Below are 16,196 nucleotides of genomic sequence, written 5' to 3' on the forward strand. Positions count from 1 at the left end.
CCAATCCCATCATGTCTGTTGCCACGTCGACCCGGCCGCCAGCGGCTATCCCACCGGTTGCAGCACGACCTCGTCGACGTCGTCGTCGTGCCGGGGCGAACCCATCCACGTCGTCAGGCCCATCCGTCCTTCGCGCCCCAGGCGCGTCACCGGGACGTCGGCCTTCTTCAGTACCAACTGCACATCCCAGGCTTTTTCCTCGCCGACGTAGGTTTTCACCGCGGCCACCAGTTGCCGCAGCGCTTCGCCGCCGGGCAGGAAGTTGTTGAACTGGGCGCGGGTGAGCGGCCCCAGGCGCAGGCGGAAACGCTGCTGGCTGCCGCGCACGTATTCGCCGGTGACCGTGGTCAGGCCCAGTGCTGCAACCTCGCGCGAGGCGCCCAGGCGCAGCTGCGAGGCGGACGGCAGGCGCATCCATTCGGCGATGAACTCGACGACGCCCACCGGCACGCGGAAGAAGCGCTCCAGCATGCCCTGCAGGCCTTCGGCATTGCGCGCCTGCTGCAGCAGGCGTGCGGCGAAGAACCGCTTGAACTGGTCCGGCAAGGCGTCGCGATCGCCCAGATCCGGCGTGGCCAGGCCGACCAGCGCGCCCATGTACAGCTGGAAACGATCCTCCTCGGGACGATCCAGCTGCACCGTGGGCTGGGCGTCGGCCCAGCTGCGGTAGAACAGGCTCATCATGCGATGGTGGAAGATGTCGGCGAACGCGCGGAAGGTGGAATCCCGCGCGTTGATCTCGCGGTCCATCGCGTATTCGGTCAGGTGCAGCGGCAACGGCCCGTTCGGGCCGAACAGGCCGAAGAACAGGCCACGCATGCGCGCCGGGCGGCCGCCGCCACCGGGCTGGTAGCTGTCCACGGTGCGTGGCGCAAAGGCCAGCGAAGGGGTCTGGCCCAGGCGCACGAAGTCGTCGCTGACCTTGGTCGACTGGCCCAGCCGCGGACGCTCCGGGAATGCGCACTCCAACCGCCGGAGCGCTTCGAAGAACTCGAAGGACTCGGGATGGTCGCGCAGCGCGTTCTCCAGCGCTACAGCGTCTGCCGTGTTCCCAGCCGGGCGGGCCATCGGGCGACCTCGTTGCGTTCCAGCGTGCGCAGAACGGTTTCAGTGAAGGAGTTGATCGATACGTAACGGGTAAAGAACTGCTGCATCACCGCGCCCAGCAGGAACGCTCCGGTGCCCTCGAAGGCGCCGTCGTCGCAGGTCAGGGTGATCTCCAGGCCGCGGCCGAAGGTGATCGGCCCCGGCAACGGGATGCGTCGCACGATGGATTGCGAACTCACCGCCTTGAGCCCCTCGATCTGGCGCAGTGCGCTGGAGTCGAACTCGTCGCAGTACAGGGTCAGCATCTCGCGCAGTGCCGCGGCGCCTTCGCCCGCGTTGTTTTCCAGCAGCGACACGTAGTTGAGCTGCAGGTGGCTGAGCAGGCGCCACGCGGTCTCGCCGGTGGCGACCGAGGCACGCGGCTTGGTCGGACCGGCGACGCAGCGGATCGATTCCACCGGCGCGCCCGTCTCCAGGGTGAAGTCGGTGTGCGACTTGCCGACCGGCATCTGCAGCGGCAGGTCGCGGTTGGTGCACATCAGCTGCATGCCGATCTGGCGCAGCTCGGTGGAGTACGGCGCCTCGCTGGAGTCGACCAGCGAGATGAACATCTCGTTGCCGATGTAGCTGGAGCGCGCACCCTGGCGCTTCTGCCGGGAGGACAACAGCCGCGGCTCGCGGCGGATCGTGTAGTAGGCCGAGTGCCGTGCGTGCCAGGTGCGCTCGTCGCAGCCGTAGAACGGCAGGAAGCGCTGCTCCGGCTCCTGCCGGTCGCCGAACCCCTCGACGTTGCCGATGCTGTGGATTTCGAAATCCATCGGCCGGGTGCGATCGGCGAGGATGTGGTATTCGCTGGTGCCCTGCGTCAGGTGGATGCGATCGGCACGCCGCGGGAACAGGTTGATCGCCGGCGTGCAGAACAGCCGGAAGTTGCTGACGTCGACGGCGTTGTGCAGGCTGGCCACGCTGCGGTCGAACAACACCACGATCTCGAACTCGTTGCCCTTGGCCCGCGCCAGCAGCGACCGCAGGCCGGTGAACTCGGCGAACAGGAAGCGCTCGGGGCAGGCGAAATACTCCTGCAGCAGCCGGTAGCCGCTGAACGAGCGCCCGGAGTACGGGATCAGCGCCTCGTCGTCGTCGTAGCCGCGACGCTCGATGTGGCTGGCGTCGTGGTTCTCGTTGATCGCCCCCGACGCGCCCTGCGCGCGGACCTGGTAGCCGACCGCATTGCCGAGCAATTGCTCGTACAGGCGCTTGGGCAGTTCATCGGCACCGGCAAGGAATATCGGCAGCCGGTCCAGCGCCAGCATGTTGGCCTGGGCACCGGCGGTGACGCGGAACTTCAGGCGCAGGCCGGCGCGTACGGTCTTGCCGGCCGGCAGCACCACCCCGGCGGCGGCGATCGCGGCGGGGGTCTCGAAATACTTCGCCTCGGCCAGCTCCAGCGGCCACAGGGTGACCTCGTGGGCGGTGCGGTATTCGCAGGCGGTGCGGTCGTCCTTGCCGATCATGCTGCGCAATGCCGTGTGCCGGGCCACCTTGTGGCCGGCCAGCAGGCCGCTTTCCTTGAGGTCCGGGTGCATCTGCACCACGGCCATCGAGGGCACCGGCGCCAGGTAATGCGGATAGATCATCTCCAGCAGGTGCTGGGTGAACACCGGATACTGCGCGTCGAGTTTGAGCTGCACGCGCGCGGCCATGAAGGCAAAGCCTTCCAGCAGGCGTTCCACGTAGGGGTCGGCGCACTCGAAGCCTTCCAGGCCTAGGCGGCCGGCGATCTTCGGATACTCGCGGGCAAACTCGCCGCCCATTTCGCGTACGTGTTGCAGTTCCCGGTTGTAGTAGCGCAGCAGTCTCGGGTCCATGGGCGATCAGCCGAAGCCCTCCGACACCTTGAAGTTGCCGGTCTCCAGGTCGACTTCGGTCTTCAGGTACAGGTTCAACGGAATCGGCTGCGCCCACATTTCCGATTCGATGTTGAAAATCAGCGCCTGGCGATCCATGCGCTTGGTCAACGCGTTGACGTTGACGCGCAGGGTGTTGGCGGTCAGCCGCGGCTCGTAGGCCACGATGGCATCGCGCACACGACGCTGCAGCGCTTCGGCGTTGATTCCCGACAGCGCCGCACCGGTAAGGTCGGGAATGCCGAAGTTGAGCACCGAGCGGGAAACCTCGGGATATTCCTCGAGCTCGACATTCGCCTCCAGGCTCACGCAATTCAGCAGCCAGGAGATATCGCGGGTGACGCATTCGCGCAGTCGGGACACCGAGATCACGCGCTTCTCGCGGCTTTCCTCCAGCTTGCCCGGCTCGTCGTCGGTCAGGCGATCGAGCAGCGAAGGCTGAAGTCGTTCCTGGGTGGTGAGCTCAGCCATGGAAAGTCGGCACTCCGGCTCAGGCGACGTCGAAGGTGATCAGTCGCGCGTCGAGCAGCGGATAGTCGGCCACGTCGGTGGCCAGCATGCGCTGTCCCAGACCGATCTGGTCGCTGCCCTGCTCCACCCAGTCGGTCTTGCGCCCGAGCACGATGTCCTGGTCCTCGGACCGTTCGCTGCCGGCGTAACGCCCCGGAATGAAGCCGATGGCCTGGCCGCCATTGCTCCATGTCACCTGGGTGGGCACCCAGATCTTGTCGCGCAGGTCACTGGGGGCCTCGAATTTCAGCTCGCGCAGGCGCGAGAACGGTACCCAGGAGTAGCCGCCGTTGACGATGATCTCCAGGCACGGCCCGATGCGGGGGTCGGCATCGGCGATCCACTCGAACGCGGCGCCGTCGATGTTGCCCGCCACCGCGGGAGCCTGTTCCAGTGCCTGCTCGCGCAGCGTCGCGGCCTGCTCGTGCCTGCCTTCGGCGCCGAGCTTGAGCGATTGCAGCAGCCACGCCAGCCAGGGTTCCGGCTCGCCGATGATCACCGGCATGCGTTTGCCGGCGAAGACGTCGGCGCGCACCAGTTCGCCCTTCAGCGCCTCCGAATAGGCACCGACCATCATGGCGTTGAGCGGGTCGAGTTCGCCGCAGACGCTGAGCTGGTTCTGTGCCCGCTCCCATTGTCCGAGCAGCGCCAGCAACTGGAATAAAAAAACCCGGCGCTTGGCATCTGCCGGGTTGTTGCGTACTTCCGCCGTGAGCAGTTGCAACGCTTCGTCCGGCCGGCCTTCTTTGAGCTTGCTTTCGGGTGTCATGTCGTCTCTCGATGCCGGCGCCCCGTCGGCAGCGGGGCCGCGGGTGCGGGAAGGTCGCCGTCACCCCGACCGGACGATCCCGGGTGCAGGCGGACAAACGCCGCTGGTCGCACCCGGAAGTCCGGGGTGCGACAAGCCGTTGCATTCGTCCCCTGCACCTGGACCGCCGGACAGCAGGTTCCGGCGAAGCCTGGTCAGGCGCCAGCTCAGCTCGCCGCGACTTCCTCGACGCTGTACCCGACCGTGCCGGCCGAAGCCACCACGCCCTTGTCGTTCTGGGCGAAGTACTCGACGTCGAACTTGGCGAAGCTGATCGAGATGTTCTCCGTCAGCATGTCCTCACCGCCCGAGCCGCCGGTGGAATAGCTGGTCACCATCGCGCTGGTCAGCTTGATGGTGAAGTAGTCCTCCTGCTTGCCGCCGGCCTTGGACACGAACAAGGTCGCGGTGCCGATGTGCGCGCCGGTGACCAGCGCCTTGATGAAGGACGTGGTGCTCTTGTCGAGGTACTTGGTGAAGCTGATGTCCTGCACGTTGGCCTTGCCCGCGCCGCCGCCGGTGCCATGGCCGAAGGAACCGCTCTGCGACATCCCCCAGGACCAGGCCAGCAGCTGGATCTGGTCCTTGTGCTTGGTGTGCTTGGATTCGCCGGTGAAGGTGACGTCGCCGCCCTCCAGCTTCAGGTGCATGTCTAGTGCCATGAGAATTCTCCTTGTCTGTTGAAATCAGGTGAACCGGACAGTTCTCGCTCGGAGGAAGCTGCTCGGCGATTGACTGGTACTGCCAGTTGAAACCGTGGAACGAACCTGCGAGAAACTTCCGGGTCAGCTCTTGGCCGCCGAAGGAAGACGGGACACCAGCCTCAGGGAAACGGTCAGGCCCTCCAACTGATAATGCGGCTTGAGGAAAAACTTCGACGTGTAATACCCAGGTGCTCCTTCCACCTCTTCCACCACCACCTCCGCGGCCGACAAGGGTTTGCGGGCCTTGGTCTCTTCGCTGGAGTTGGCCGGGTCGCCGTCGACGTACTGGTTGATCCAGGACGCCAGCCAGCGCTCCATCGCCGTACGATCCTTGAAGGAGCCGATCTTGTCGCGCACGATGCACTTCAGGTAATGCGCGAAGCGGCAGCAGGCGAACATGTACGGCAAGCGCGCGCCCAGCGCCGCGTTGGCGGTGGCGTCCGGATCGTCGTACTCCTCCGGCTTGCTCAGCGACTGGGCACTGATGAACGCGGCCATGTCCGAGTTCTTGCGATGCACCAGCGGCATCATGCCCATCTTGTCCAGCTCGGCCGAGCGGCGATCGGTGATCGCGATCTCGGTCGGGCACTTCATGTCCACGCCGCCGTCGTCGGTCGGGAAGGTGTGTGCGGGCAGGCCTTCCACCGCGCCGCCGGACTCGATGCCGCGGATGCGCGAGCACCAGCCATATTCCTTGAACGAGCGGTTGATATTCACCGCCATCGCGTAAGCCGCGTTCTGCCAGGTGTACTTGGACGAGTCCGCGCCGGCAGTGTCTTCCTCGAAGTTGAACTCCTCCACCGGATCGGTGTTGGCGCCATACGGCAGGCGGGCCAGGGTGCGCGGCATGGTCAGGCCGATGTACTTGGCATCGTCCGACTCGCGCAGCGAGCGCCACGCGGCATAGTCCGGCGTGGAGAACACCTTGGCCAGGTCGCGCGGGTTGGCAAGCTCGTTCCAGCTGTCCATGCCCATCAGGGTGGAAGCCGCGGCCGAGATGAACGGCGCGTGTGCCGCCGCAGCAACCTGCGCGATGCCCGAGAGCAGCTCGACGTCGGGCGGGCTGTGGTCGAAGTAGTAGTCGCCGACCAGGCAGCCATAGGGCTCGCCGCCCAGTTGGCCGTACTCTTCCTCATACAGCTTCTTGAAGATCGGGCTCTGGTCCCAGGCCGTGCCCTTGTAGCGTTTCAGGGTCTTGCCCAGCTCCTTCTTGGAGATGTTCATCACGCGGATCTTCAGCAGCTGATCCGTCTCCGTGTTGTTGACCAGGTGATGCAGGCCGCGCCACGCGCTTTCCAGCTTCTGGAAATCGGGGTGGTGCATGATCAGGTTGATCTGCTCGCTGAGCTTGCGGTCGATCTCGGCGATGTAGGCGTTGATGGTCTGGGCGACGTCGTCGGAAACGATGTCGGCCTTGTTCAGCACCTGCTCGGCCAGGGTGCGCACGGCCGATTCGACCTCTTCCTTGGCGCGGTCGCTCTTGGGTTTGAACTCCTTGCTCAGCAACGCAGCGAAGTCGCCGGCGTCGAGAGTCTGTACGGCGCCTTCCTGTTCGGCTAGCTTTTCGGTGGCCATGCGTGCTTACTCCCCGTCTTTGTTGGTGTCGTCGGCGGGCTTGGGCGCCGAAACCAGCGACTGCAGCAGCGCCGGGTCCTTGAGTGCCTGGGCAATCAGGTTTTCAGCGCCTGCCTTGCCGTCCATGTAGGTATCCAGGTTGGCAAGCTGCGTGCGCGCCTCGAGCAGTTTCGCCACGGCGCCCACCTTGCGGGCGACCGCCGCTGGCGAGAAGTCGTCCATGCTCTCGAAGGTGATGTCCACCGCCAGGCTGCCTTCGCCGGTGAGCGTGTTCGGCACCGCGAAGGTCACCCGCGGCTTCATCGAATTCAGGCGGCTGTCGAAATTGTCGACGTCGATCTCCAGCGCCTTGCGATCCTCGATCGGCGGCAGCTCGCCCGCATTGGCACCGGACAGGTCCGACATCACGCCCATCACGAACGGTACCTGCACCTTCTTCTGTGCGCCGTAGACCTCGACGTCGTACTCGATCTGCACGCGGGGCGCACGATTGCGCGCGATGAATTTCTGACTACTTTGCTTGGCCATGCGACTCTCCCGGTGGGCATGCTTGGGTTTTCGAGATGCAGCATTCATCCGCCCCGGCGCGGCCGGGACCTGCCCGGCGGCAACGGAACGAAAAGTCATTGAAGGCAGGTGCGCAGACGCGGCGGCGACCTTGCACGGTCGTGACCGAGACATCGTGCGCGCGGCATTGGCGATCGGCAGAAAGATCGGGCGACACGGCAACGCGCCCGCGCGAACCGCGTCGACGTACGGGAGCAAGGCACGATTCCGATGGCGACTGTGCACGCAAGTCCATACGTCCCCTTCGTTCCCCCCGGCGGTTCGGCAGTGGCGGCATGACATGCGCCGCGACGGATGCAACGTCTCGGCACACCATCCGACTTTACTGAAGCACCACATCCCGCCGTCGCACGTCGAAACCGATGACCACCCCACCTCGGCGTTGGACTTGGCGTAGCTGCGTGCCCGATCTCCTCGTCGCCTCACGGCGCGCCCGGACCCGAAGATCGCTGGCAGCCGGAGTACGATCGACCGTCCGGGCAATCTACATCCGTGAAGAGATTGCTGCAAGCTGAATCGACGGAATTCCGCCGATCCGCGAGGGAGCGGCGAGAGGGCATCGAATCGCGCGGCTGGCGAGGGCACGCGCAGCGGACGCGAACGTGTTCGGCGAACGAATCAGATGGCCGCGCAGCCAGCGACGAGCGCGCCGTCGCCCCACGAAAAAGGGGAACCCTGGCCGGATTCCCCTCTCGGTTCCACTCGATCGGTGGATCATGGAATTGGTGGGCGGTACAAGGATCGAACTTGTGACCCCTACCATGTCAAGGTGCGGGAAGATCACGAAATACAATGCGTTGCGGTTTCACGGCGGCGTTTTGAATCACACAGGAATGCGGGCTGAAGCGCCATTGCGTTCCAGTTGCGTGTTAGGAGGTGAGGATGACCAGAGCAACGACTGGCGTAACGACCGCGCTCTACCGCCATTTCGATGCGGGCGGCGATCTGTTGTACGTCGGCATATCGCTGAGTCCATTTCACCGGTTGGCCAAGCACAAAGAGCAGTCCGCGTGGTTCGGCCAGGTCGCGCGCATCACGATCGCATGGCTCCCTGATCGAAAGTCTGCCCGCGCAGCGGAGCATGCCGCGATCATTGCAGAGCGGCCGAAGTTCAACAACCAGCACAACCCGGTGAGACCCTTGTCGAAAGCATTCCTGAAGCAGTTGCGCACATCCCCATGCGTGCGCGAGATGGCCGCCAAGGAAAAGGCGCTGGAGCGTTTGGGCCAGTTGCTTGGGCTGCTTCCGGAATTGCCCCGGCCATCGGCCCGCGCCTGATCGCACGTCGCCCGCTTCCTGCTGGACAGACTATCGCCGGATGAGGCCTGACGGCCGGGGCGATTGGAAAGTTATCGCGTCGGATTGTAAAGCGATGTCGGCGCTCGCTGACAATGCGCGTCAGGCAATCGACTTCGTTTGCGCTTCTCACCCGCCGCTGTAGTAGCTCACTCCATCCAGACTGATGTAACTGGCGCTAGTCGCACCGTACACCAGCAGATCACCAGTAGTGCCGATCTGGACAAGGCACGACGTGTATTGGGGTGTTGATGGCTGGTTCATCATCACGGTGAAGCGCAGCGTAGCTGTTGGTCTCAGGTGCTCAGGCAGCGTAAAAATGGCGGTACCATCGGTCGCTGTCCCCGGTGTAGCGACGCCTGACAGGGTTACTTTGCCATCCGGCGTCACTGCGTAACTGATGCGCGATCCCGCAGTGGCATCCGTCCAGGCATTTAGCATGACAGGATTGAGCTGCTGGAATACTGTCGATCGGTCAGCGGCCGACACCAGCGAGCCAAGAATGCGGCGCGCGATGGCGGTTCCGATCAATCGGTAGCTGTAGGCGGTCGGGTGGATGTTGTCGCGCACCATCGAGTCGGCGCCATTCACTCCTAGCGTCTGCGTCAGAAAGCGCACGTCGATGGGACCAGTGACCATCGTCAGGTCAACACACGCGACGCTGTGCACGGCGCAGTAACGCAGCAGCACCGAGCGGATGGCCATGCCGCCGGCCGAGTTGCCCGAGGCCTGCCCATTGCCCGCGCCCGCTTCGGTCTGCGTGTACCACAGCGGCGGAATCCAGATGATCGGAATGCATCCAGCGGTGTTGCAGATCGCCACCATCGCGTCGATATTGCTGATCGTGGTCGTAGGGCCGAACCCCTGCTGAATGTCGTTGGTGCCGATACCGATGACGCAGAAACTGAATCCAGCCACGCCAACGCTTTGCATGAGCGACAGCGCCTGTGTCGAGTTGTAGCCGGAGACCGCATTGTTGACCACGCGCATCACGCGGCACCCGTTGCTGCCGTCCAGCGCCTCGCGCATGGCATAGGGCCAGCCGCCGTGGGCGTCGGCGGTAAGACTGTCACCGTAGAGGGTGATGCTCACCGGCTGTTTGCCGGCATTGGGGGCGCACTGACTCTTGGTCCAACCGATCACCGACATGGTGGTCGCGCCGCTCGCAACAGGCATGACGCCGAAACCTGCGCGGTAAATGTCGCCAGCCGTATTCACGAATAGCGCGGATACGCCGTTGAGCAAAACCTCGAAGTGCCGCCGATCAAGGATGCGGATGGTCCACACGCAGTTTTCCGGGTAATACTGCGGCTGGGTCGTGAATTGTGTGCCCGACCCCACCGTGACGGTCGTGGAAGCCTGGCCGGTCAGCTTCGTGATGTACTGCGGCGCGGCTCCGCTGCCACCAGCATAAAGGCCGTAATAGCCCGCCGTGGTGCGGATGACCGCAAGACGGTTGTAACTCCCACCCGTGTCGAACGCCGCTGAAATATCGTCGCCACCGCGCACCGGCAACGTGGAGGCGTACCAGGTGCTAGCCGTTAGGCTGTTCCAGTTGACGAACGGATAGGGCTCGGTGGTGCTGATGCCGGGGGTGGCACTGGCCCAGCTATCGCTGGATGGCCACGAAATGGATTCGTTGTTCAGACCGGCCAGGTTAAGGCCGATCATCACTGGATTGACGGCATCGGCATCGTTGAGCCAGATCGACTTGTGGTCGAACGGCTTGCCCATCTCCGATGACAACTGATAGTCGTAGTTGAGGTCGGTGTTGTGCAGCTTGATGTTTTTGGTCGTGCGGATGCTTGAGGTCATGCCGAAGGAGACGGCAGCCGACGAGGCATGGATGGCAACGCCGGCATCGGGATCGAGAACAACGCCCGATAGGTCGGTACTGGCGGTGGTAAAGACGTACTTGCCTTGGTCCTTGAACGGCAGCTTGACCGTGCCGCCGACCAGCAGCGTTTTGGCGCTGGTGAAGGCCGCGTTGTTCGTCGTCAGGCCATCATCGGTGCCGCCGAAGTCCTGCAATGAGACGCGCTCGCGGACTTTGTCCTGCGACACGCGCGCGACAGCGCCCGTGCCGGCTTGCAGGAAGCCGACGAGGGCGGCGCCCTTGCCGGCACCGGTGGCCGCCAGGTTGACCCGCAAAAGCATGTCGCCCGTGAGCGCCGTGCTGCCCGCCTCCACGCCCGTGCCAGCGGCGTTGATGACCAGAGGCGCCAGCGGGATCATCACCGGCACCTGCCCGTCGATGTCGGCAAGGCCTGCGGGCAGCCGAATGGCGCGATCGTTCTCGTCGGCGAGCTGCTGGATCTGCATCTCCAGCCGATCCATGGCGTCCTCGTGCATCGTGGGGAAGAACGAGCCTTGGTTGGTGAAGTCGGTCGGTTGCGTGTAGGGCAGCACGCGGCGCACGTACAGGCTGGTCCCGGTGGCGACAGGCAATGATGTGGCCACGGTGAATCCGTCCTGGTTGCCGGCGCCTCCGATGGTGTAGTCCGTGTCCAGCACCAGCGGCGTGTCGACGCCCGTACTCTGGTCGACCAGCGACACCAGCACGTCGGTGTCGTTGAAGATGCGCCACGCGCAGCTGAACCCGGTGGCGACGTTGTTGCCCGGGAAGACGTCCGAGGCCTTGGTGGTGGAAACGGTCACGGTGCAGACCTCCAAAAAAAGGGCCGCACGAGGCGGCCTGGGGAGAAACGAAAAGCCCGCCGGGTGGCGGGCTACTGGGCGATGGTGTCGGGGTTCGGTGCCCGGCTCGGCAGGGGCTCGTCAACCTCCCACCAGCTCGGTCGCTTCTGCTGGCGTGCCTTGGCCTTCATGCGGTTGAGGTAGCCGGGGGAGAAGTAGTCGGAGAGCTGGTTGAAGATCAGGCGGTCCATCGCGGCGCGGGTGTACCAGAGCGACGCGCCCGGGACGTAGGATTTCAGCGTGCGGACTGCGGCGGCGCCGGTCGGACGCATCTTGCGGGCCAGGTCGGCGTCAGGGTCGGTACCTTGCGCCACGGTCTGCTGAAACAGGTTCAACACCGTGCCGATGTCCTGCACCATCGGGCCGGCGGCGGTCTCGGACAGGCTGCCCCCGCGGCTGCTGTACGTGTTGATCAGGAAGTCGCCGTAGATGCTCAGGCCGCCGCCGGTGATCAGCGCGGCCAGCCAGTTCTTGCGGCCCTCCTCGGACGTGACATTGAGCGTGCGAGGGTCGCGACCGAACACGATGTCGCGAATGCCGTTGGCCACCGCGCCCAGCACGGTCGACGAGGCGATCAGCGCGGCCATGTACGCCGCCGAGCCTTGCTTCGTCTCGAAGCCGTGCAGTGCGCGCTTGATGTGCGACTCGATCATCTCGAAGCTGAAGGAGCGAAAGGTCGTGAAGCTGTGCATCAGGAAGCCCTTGATGCTGTCGTCGTTGACGTCGGCGCCGGCGTGCAGGCGGGACTTCGCATGCGGCTCGATCACCGCGCGGTCCTGCTCGCCGTAGACGAAGGCCATCAGGTTGGCCGCCGCCCTGTCGCGTGCCAGGTCGGGGTGCTCGTTCGTGACCCTGGCGACCTCGGCGTCGGGGATGCGGTAGATTTCCTCGGGAGTGATCAGGGTGTGGTTGCCGGCGAAGTCGTCCGGCTGCGCCAGGCGCATCAGCTGCCAGTCGGCCTCGGTGATGCCGGAGTGTTTCAGGAACCGCTGGTCGGCGTCATTGAGCGCGGCCAGGGTCGGGTGATCGCGCAGCGCCTTGCCGACCTGATCCATCATGCCGTAGCTGAAGGCGCGCCGCCGCGCCTCAGTGAAGTACGGCAGCAGCGTGACCTTCATGAAGGTGTTGGTCAGCTTCGAGGACCAGCCGTGGCCGCCCACGTCACTACCGTAGCGCGCCAGCTGCTGGGCGTAGGTGCGCACCATCAGCCCCGCCGCCTCGGCGCGCTCGCGATCAGCTTTCAGGAATGGGTGGCCGTAGGTGGTGCGCAGGTTGTTGAGGAACAATTTGAACTTCGGGATGCCGTTGACGTGCGCGGTCAGGTGCATGGTGGCGTGATCGCCGAACGACGAGATCAGCGCGGACCCCAGTTTCAGCACCTGCAGGCGACGGTACACGGTCGCGGCCTTGCCGAGCATCGTTTCCGGCGGCGGCGCGCCGTTGCCGGCGATGAAGTTGTACAGGCGCTCGACGAATCGACCGCGCTTGTCGGCCGTGCCCTTCTTGGCCGGGTCGGCGTCGATGAGCTTGGCCGTCTCCTGTTCCAGGAAATGCGCGAACTGGCGATCCGCGTTCGGGCCGAACTGCTCCACCAAGGCAATGTCCCGCGCCATGCGGTGCACGTGCCCCATCATGGCGTCCAGCACGCCGCGCTCGGAGAACTGGCCCATCGCCTCCATGTAGGCCTGCGCGTCCCGCAGGTGGATCTGGCGCTCGGCGCTGTTGCGGTTGGCCTTGATGCCGCCGCCGACGTGCCCGCCCTTGCCGATGACCTTGTTCGCGCCCTCGGTCACCACCGAACGCCAAGCCTCGCCGAGGAAGTCGCGCAGTTCGGCGTCCGTGTAGGCGCGACCGTCCTCGTGCACGTACTTGCTGCGGTCGAGTCGCGGCAGCATGGCATCCGTCCAGGCCTGCCTGCCGAGTTTGATCAGCCGCATCCGCGACCAGCTGTGCGGCATGCCCCAGTTCTCCAGCCGCCCCACGTCGCCGCCGGCCGCGTTGAAGCGCTGGCGCAGGCGTTCGGCGATCACATGGAAGTCATCGGCGGCCCGCTTGAACGCTGCCGGCACGCTGGTGTCGCCGTGCAGTGCCCGGACCAGCACGCCCTCGGCCACGCGGTCACTCAGCAGTTTGAGGAACTTGCCGCCGGCCACGTTCCAACTGCGCGTCATGAAGGTACTGGCAGCCGCTTCGATGCCTTGCGCGGCACCCTCCACGCTGACGATGTTGTTTTTGCCATCCGACTCGCTGGTGAGCATGCGTGAGAGTGACGCAACCCCGTCCTTGTCGATGCCAGCGGACACCTGCGCGTCGATGTAGGCGCGCATCTTGTCGTGCGTCAGGATGCCCATGGCCACGCGGTGGCGGCGCTTGGCGGCCTCGTGCAACAGGTCGGCCGCGGCGTCCTCGCCGGCCAGCCTGATCTGCTCATCCGCCGGCAGCGTCTGCCAGCGCTGCGGATCGGCTTCGGCCAGCTTGCGACGCGACAGCCGAATCCGGTTCTCGATGTCGCGGGTTTCGCCCTGGTTTGGCGTGCGGCCGAGCGCCCGCCCCACCGCCTGGATGCAGTCTGCCCTCATGCTGCCTCACTCCCAAAACGCAGGAAGCAGGCGACCGCGGCCGCGATGGCCTCGCCTTGCGTCTGCGCCTGTTCAACGTCGTGGTCTGCCGAGCGCAAGGCATCGGCGGCGGTGGCACCGTCAGCTAGAACGGCATCCGGATGCGCGGCTGCGGCGGCTCGCGCGCGGTCGACTTCTCCAGCTCGCGCCGGATCGAGGCCAGCTCCTGGCTGGCCCGCTGCATCTGATCGAGAAGTTCCTTGCTGCGCTGGTTCAGCGCCTGCTCGCGCGGCGTCAGTTCCCGGAGTGGGCGCTTCGGCGGCATCGCGGGGGGTTACTCGCCCCGGTTGACCAGTTCGAGCTTCACCGGGCGTTTGCCCTCGGCGATCCACTGGCGCACCGTCTCGCCCACGGTCGGCAGATCGTCGCTCGGATTCGCGACGGTCGGTGCGGAGTCCGGCGTCTTTGCGTCGCTGCTTGTCAGCGTACTGAGCTTTTTCCGCAGTTTTGACATCAGGCCCGTGTCCATAGCTCAATCCTACGCCCGTTTGCCGGGCCTCGCTACCGTCCTCGAAGGTTGCTTTGAGATCCATCTTGGCCAGCCGGTCCCGCACGCGCTCCATCGCCGCAGTCACCTCCGCCTCGGTTCGTCCTTGCGCCACAAACTCGTCGCCGCCGCGGTGGAACACGTTGCCCTCGCCCAGCTCCCTGGCCATCAGGGCGCCGATCTGGCGGATCACCACGTCGCCGGTCTCGTGGCCCAGGTTGTCGTTCAAGTCCTTGAAGTTGTCGGCGTCGGCGAACACCTGCACCGGCAGCAGGTTGCCGGCGCGTTCCGCCTCGGCACGGCCGGCCATGTTCTGCACGCCGGCGATGGGCTGGCCGGCGACCTTGGCCTGGCGCGCATCCTGCTCCTGCAGGTCCAGTAATTCGCCCTGCTCGGTCGGCGTCAGTTCCACACCCTGCCGGCGGCGATCGCGCAGCTCGGTCAGCCGAGCCTCGTAGGGCGCCGGCTCGATGCCGGGCAACTCGACCGATTCCGGCGGGCGTGGCGCGCCGGTATCCAGTTGCTCGGCCGGCACGCCCGCCTCGGCCAAGGCGTCGCGCAAGTTCTGTCGTGCCGCAATCTCCGGCGTGCTCTCTGGAGCGATCTGCTGGGCGATGTCGCGAAGCTCTGGATCCGTGTCCGTCCGGCTCAACTTCTTGCGCAGGTTCGCGGCCTTCGATTCGGCCGCCATGCCTTGCTTGTGCTGCTCAAGCTGTTGGCGAATCGTCTGCAGGCGATCTTCTGCGAAGCTCACCTCGGCTGGGGTGAGCATGCTATCTGCCGACTGCATCACGTTGTTCTCGCGCGCACGGTACTGCTCTCGCAGCAGGTCCTCCAGTTCGCCGCCTTCCTTCGCCATTGACTTCACCGCATCCGGCATCATGCGCTGCTTTGCCTGATCGTCGAGTGCGGCGAGGTGGTTGTCGATGATGCTGCCCACCTCGGGCATCGTGCGTTCCGGCGGCGCCGTCTCCCGCGGCACAAACGTGGCCTCGCGCACGATCGGCTCGACCTCCACCGGCTGGCCATCCAGCAGTTGCGCCTGGGCGGTGTCCAGCGCCGTGACGTGGGCCGAGGCCGACTTCGGGTCAGCCGGCACGCCAGGCGCGCTGTCGGTGACGCCCTGTGTGGCCTTGGCGGCCAGAGCGGCATCCACCGTGTCGGCCGGCGGTTTGGCCGGCACGCCTTCGCCACGGCTGGGCAGCAGGTGGAAGGCACCGCCGATGATGATGTCCGCCGCCAGCGCCGCGCCATCGTTCCAGCGCTGCTGATCGGCTTGGGCGGTGTAGCCGGCGGCAGCCAGGATGGACGAATCAAGCGCCCGGGTGCCGGCGCCGAACCCCGCGTTCAGCAGGGCGCCGCTGACCACCTTGGCCGTGACGGTCTTGCCCAGCGAGGAAATGCCGCCACCGGCCAGCAGCGAGACGCCGGTCAGCGCGCCGGAAGCCTGCGCGGTGGCTGCGTCCACGTCCTGCGCCTCCAGGTCCTGCGTGCGCTCGACACCGGTGGTGCCGGCCGCCAGCGCCAGCCCACTGCCGGGGGCGACCAGGTTGCCCAGTCCGACGCGGGTCAGCACGTCAGCCGCGCCGAACAGGGTGTTGCCGACGAAGCCGGTGGTCTGCGGGTCGGGCCGGTAGAACTCCGAGGCGGACTGGCGCAGGTTCTCGATCGACTGGTGAATCTGCCCTTGCGGCGTGCTGATGAAATAGTCGTTCTCGGACTTGCGCAGGTCGGTGAGATCGGCATCGCTGAGGTTGAGGCCGGCACGGTAGCCGCTGCCGAGAATGGCGCTGTCGGTCGGGTCCACCACGTTCGTCGCCGCACTGGCGATCGACAGCGGCACGCCGGCCAGGCCGGACGGAATGCCGGCCAGGCCCTTGTAGGCGCCGGTGAAGATGCCCGGGCCTTCCGGTGCGGCCGCCGATGGCGCGCTGCCGTAGAGTGCCGCGAAGGTCGCCGCCTCGTCCGGGGTCAGGGTGT

General features: G+C 65.7%; 11 protein-coding genes. 1 reads left to right on the forward strand and 10 read right to left on the reverse strand.

Translation table 11 applies throughout. The annotated features are described in order from the left end of the window. Positions 1 to 45: 45 nt before the first annotated feature. The 7 genes from tssG to tssB form a co-directional block, all read right to left on the reverse strand. Positions 46 to 1,068 carry a type VI secretion system baseplate subunit TssG gene (gene tssG, locus ACFCQI_RS01515; RefSeq protein WP_324899059.1) on the reverse strand — a complete coding sequence of 341 codons (1,023 nt, stop codon included), beginning with the start codon at positions 1,066 to 1,068 and terminating at the stop codon, positions 46 to 48. Continuing rightward, on the reverse strand, positions 1,032 to 2,915 hold the full coding sequence (tssF, locus tag ACFCQI_RS01520) for a type VI secretion system baseplate subunit TssF (protein WP_395119624.1): 1,884 nt from the start codon (positions 2,913 to 2,915) through the stop codon (positions 1,032 to 1,034). Before tssF ends, tssG begins: the two co-directional genes overlap by 37 nt. Before the next feature lie 6 nt (positions 2,916 to 2,921). Continuing rightward, on the reverse strand, positions 2,922 to 3,425 hold the full coding sequence (tssE, locus tag ACFCQI_RS01525; RefSeq protein ID WP_324899055.1) for a type VI secretion system baseplate subunit TssE: 504 nt from the start codon (positions 3,423 to 3,425) through the stop codon (positions 2,922 to 2,924). A gap of 19 nt (positions 3,426 to 3,444) precedes the next feature. Beyond that, complete coding sequence (locus tag ACFCQI_RS01530) at positions 3,445 to 4,233, reverse strand: type VI secretion system accessory protein TagJ (RefSeq protein WP_324899053.1); 789 nt, start codon at positions 4,231 to 4,233, stop codon at positions 3,445 to 3,447. Positions 4,234 to 4,439: 206 nt separating this feature from the next. After that, positions 4,440 to 4,934, reverse strand: a complete 495-nt coding sequence (locus ACFCQI_RS01535; RefSeq protein WP_324899050.1) for a type VI secretion system tube protein Hcp — start codon at positions 4,932 to 4,934, stop codon at positions 4,440 to 4,442. 123 nt (positions 4,935 to 5,057) lie between these two features. Further along, the gene (tssC, locus tag ACFCQI_RS01540; protein ID WP_324899048.1) at positions 5,058 to 6,551 is read right to left on the reverse strand and encodes a type VI secretion system contractile sheath large subunit; all 1,494 of its coding nucleotides are present in this window, start codon (positions 6,549 to 6,551) and stop codon (positions 5,058 to 5,060) included. 6 nt (positions 6,552 to 6,557) lie between these two features. Then, positions 6,558 to 7,079, reverse strand: a complete 522-nt coding sequence (gene tssB, locus ACFCQI_RS01545; RefSeq protein ID WP_324899045.1) for a type VI secretion system contractile sheath small subunit — start codon at positions 7,077 to 7,079, stop codon at positions 6,558 to 6,560. A 921-nt stretch (positions 7,080 to 8,000) separates the two neighbouring features. Between tssB and ACFCQI_RS01550 the strand changes: the two genes are divergently transcribed. Further along, positions 8,001 to 8,396, forward strand: a complete 396-nt coding sequence (locus ACFCQI_RS01550; protein WP_395119625.1) for a hypothetical protein — start codon at positions 8,001 to 8,003, stop codon at positions 8,394 to 8,396. Positions 8,397 to 8,543: 147 nt separating this feature from the next. Here ACFCQI_RS01550 and ACFCQI_RS01555 read toward each other — a convergent pair whose 3' ends face one another. From ACFCQI_RS01555 to ACFCQI_RS01565, 3 genes are all read right to left on the reverse strand, one after another. Continuing rightward, a complete protein-coding gene (locus ACFCQI_RS01555; RefSeq protein WP_395119626.1) occupies positions 8,544 to 11,072 on the reverse strand; it encodes a GDSL-type esterase/lipase family protein in 2,529 nt (842 codons plus the stop codon). 71 nt (positions 11,073 to 11,143) lie between these two features. Then, the gene (locus tag ACFCQI_RS01560) at positions 11,144 to 13,690 is read right to left on the reverse strand and encodes a hypothetical protein (protein WP_395119627.1); all 2,547 of its coding nucleotides are present in this window, start codon (positions 13,688 to 13,690) and stop codon (positions 11,144 to 11,146) included. After that, complete coding sequence (locus tag ACFCQI_RS01565) at positions 13,687 to 16,059, reverse strand: diguanylate cyclase (protein WP_395119628.1); 2,373 nt, start codon at positions 16,057 to 16,059, stop codon at positions 13,687 to 13,689. Before ACFCQI_RS01565 ends, ACFCQI_RS01560 begins: the two co-directional genes overlap by 4 nt. Positions 16,060 to 16,196: the final 137 nt, after the last annotated feature.

This window comes from Rhodanobacter sp. FW102-FHT14D06, assembly GCF_043950705.1.
In the GTDB taxonomy this organism is placed as follows: domain Bacteria; phylum Pseudomonadota; class Gammaproteobacteria; order Xanthomonadales; family Rhodanobacteraceae; genus Rhodanobacter.

Coding starts and splice junctions, on each gene's coding strand:
- ACFCQI_RS01550 (WP_395119625.1), top strand. CDS start 8,001: ATGACCAGAGCAACGACTGGCGTAACGACCGCGCTCTACCGCCATTTC.
- ACFCQI_RS01535 (WP_324899050.1), bottom strand. CDS start 4,934: ATGGCACTAGACATGCACCTGAAGCTGGAGGGCGGCGACGTCACCTTC.
- tssC (WP_324899048.1), bottom strand. CDS start 6,551: ATGGCCACCGAAAAGCTAGCCGAACAGGAAGGCGCCGTACAGACTCTC.
- tssE (WP_324899055.1), bottom strand. CDS start 3,425: ATGGCTGAGCTCACCACCCAGGAACGACTTCAGCCTTCGCTGCTCGAT.
- ACFCQI_RS01530 (WP_324899053.1), bottom strand. CDS start 4,233: ATGACACCCGAAAGCAAGCTCAAAGAAGGCCGGCCGGACGAAGCGTTG.
- tssG (WP_324899059.1), bottom strand. CDS start 1,068: ATGGCCCGCCCGGCTGGGAACACGGCAGACGCTGTAGCGCTGGAGAAC.
- ACFCQI_RS01560 (WP_395119627.1), bottom strand. CDS start 13,690: ATGAGGGCAGACTGCATCCAGGCGGTGGGGCGGGCGCTCGGCCGCACG.
- tssF (WP_395119624.1), bottom strand. CDS start 2,915: ATGGACCCGAGACTGCTGCGCTACTACAACCGGGAACTGCAACACGTA.
- tssB (WP_324899045.1), bottom strand. CDS start 7,079: ATGGCCAAGCAAAGTAGTCAGAAATTCATCGCGCGCAATCGTGCGCCC.